Origin of the sequence: Cryobacterium adonitolivorans (genome assembly GCF_004402695.1) — a bacterium.
Lineage (GTDB): Bacteria > Actinomycetota > Actinomycetes > Actinomycetales > Microbacteriaceae > Cryobacterium > Cryobacterium adonitolivorans.
This window is the reverse complement of record NZ_SOFL01000027.1, coordinates 1-1,810: the sequence shown is the minus strand read 5'-3', so window position 1 is coordinate 1,810 and position 1,810 is coordinate 1. Positions and strand designations below refer to the sequence as shown.

The 1,810-nt window shown below is 62.5% G+C and carries 2 protein-coding genes and 1 pseudogene; all 3 read right to left on the bottom strand.

What is annotated here, in order from left to right:
• Positions 1–72 precede the first annotated feature (72 nt).
• Positions 73–718, bottom strand: a pseudogene (locus E3O42_RS18840) (DUF305 domain-containing protein).
• Between the two features lie 3 nt (positions 719–721).
• On the bottom strand, positions 722–892 hold the full coding sequence (locus E3O42_RS18835; RefSeq protein ID WP_338144939.1) for a hypothetical protein: 171 nt from the start codon (positions 890–892) through the stop codon (positions 722–724).
• Positions 893–983: 91 nt separating this feature from the next.
• On the bottom strand, positions 984–1,451 hold the full coding sequence (locus tag E3O42_RS08130; RefSeq protein ID WP_134453466.1) for a hypothetical protein: 468 nt from the start codon (positions 1,449–1,451) through the stop codon (positions 984–986).
• Positions 1,452–1,810 lie beyond the last annotated feature (359 nt).

Here is a 1,810-nt window from a genome sequence, read left to right as displayed (position 1 = left end):
GGAATGATCGGCCTGGTCTCTTACGTGAGATGACGCCAGACGCCCCGCGAGCCCGCTGGCCGACGTCAACGCTCATCGCGCCCCAACGTCCGCTGTCCATCCGGGTTGCTCAGGAGCGCGCGTTGCACGGTCACGGTGTCGACGCCGAGTGGTCGCGATCGTGTCAATCGTTGCGGCCCTTCGCGCATAGCGCCTGTGCACCTGGATCGCCTCAACACACAACTGAGCAAACACGGGAATGATGTCAAAAAAGGCACGGCCCGAGGGGTAAGTCGACGGGTCGCTGGGAGTAGCCGTTGTGCTCGGCGGCGGCAGTGCGGGTGTTTCTCGGCCAGGCGCAATTGTTTGCTTCATGACATCAATCTCGGTGGTCTGGCTGTCCACGATATTCGTGGCCAGGTCCACCGCGTCCGGGTTTTGACCCTCGTCGATCTCGGTCTGAGCCATCGCAATGGCGCCCTGGTGACGCCGACTTGAGGGCGTTCATGTCGTCGTCGGACATCATGCCGTCCGTGCCGTGATCCATCTCGGACATGTCCATCTCGCTGGAGCTGGTGTCATCCATGTTCCATGCTGTGAGCCAGGATTCGAGCTGCTTGATTTCGGGCTCCTGGGCGGCCTTGATCTCGGTGGCCAGATCCACGATGCACTGGTCGATGCCGTCCTTCTCAAGGAGGTCGTCGCTGATTTCAACGGCCTGTTCGTGATGGGGGATCATCATCTAGGCGAACTCGATGTCTGCGTCGGCGAAGTCGACCGAGGCGGCGGACGAATCGGGGGAGCTGGGGGCGGCGGATGAACCGGTATCGGTTGTTCCGCCGGAGCAGGCGCTGAGAGTGAGTGCGGCTGCGATGGCCGCGGCAGCGAGGAGGTAGGTACGTGGCTTGGGCATTGTTAATCCATTCAGAGTCAGACGTGAGAAACCGGTTCGCCATACGGCGTAGTGAAGGCCGGCGTCGAGTGACGCTAAGGCCGACGCCGGTTTACGAGCGACTGATGGACAGAGCGACCAAGCTAGGTCGGAAAAGATGAAGCGCGGGGCCCTGGAAGCGAGAGGCGACGCGCCCGCCCGCCTCGAGCAAGCGCCGATACGTGGCCGGCGAGCGGGCAAGAATAATGAGAGCCGCTACGACCGACACCAGGGCGCAGGTCATCGCCCACACGGCGCAGTCGAGCACGCAGTCGGCGCGACCGAAAAGGCCAACTTCGGCGTGCGCCACTAGTGATATCGTCGCCGCTGTCGCCGCGACCGCCACGTCAGTTCCGAAGTCAGCGCCGCTTGGGATGGCGTCGGAATGTGCGGTGGACTCGGCTGCCCCCGACGCTACGCCGTGCTCGCCGATCATGGAGTGCATGGCCAGCATGGCTGCCATGACCAGAACCGCCGTGAACGCGTATGCGATAACGAGCCTTTGGCGGTGGCCGGCGACGGGATTGCCGTGCGGGTTCATGTCACCTCCAGTGTCGATCAAGCCAGGTTGCAAACGCGGATACGCCGAATCCGTATCGGCACTTGACAAAGTTCAGCTGGCAATACCGCGGGCGCAGTTCAGCTGATCACGACCGGGTCAGCGAGGAGGCTTTGCGAAGTCGGATTTTCCTCGCATGGGCAACAAGCCCAGCGGTCAGCGAAATCCACTGAATGCGCTTTTGACAAAGATTGACTGAGGATATGGGCTGCAGTCGCTCGTCAGAGCGGTCCGGGGTGAACGCGGAGGGACAATGAGAGCATGATGTCAACCGCCTTCGGGCCACAAACTACTGCGGGGCCGCGGCCGCGAGTGTTGGTGGTCGACGACGAGTTGCCGCT

Coding starts and splice junctions, on each gene's coding strand:
- E3O42_RS18835 (WP_338144939.1), bottom strand. CDS start 892: ATGCCCAAGCCACGTACCTACCTCCTCGCTGCCGCGGCCATCGCAGCC.
- E3O42_RS08130 (WP_134453466.1), bottom strand. CDS start 1,451: ATGAACCCGCACGGCAATCCCGTCGCCGGCCACCGCCAAAGGCTCGTT.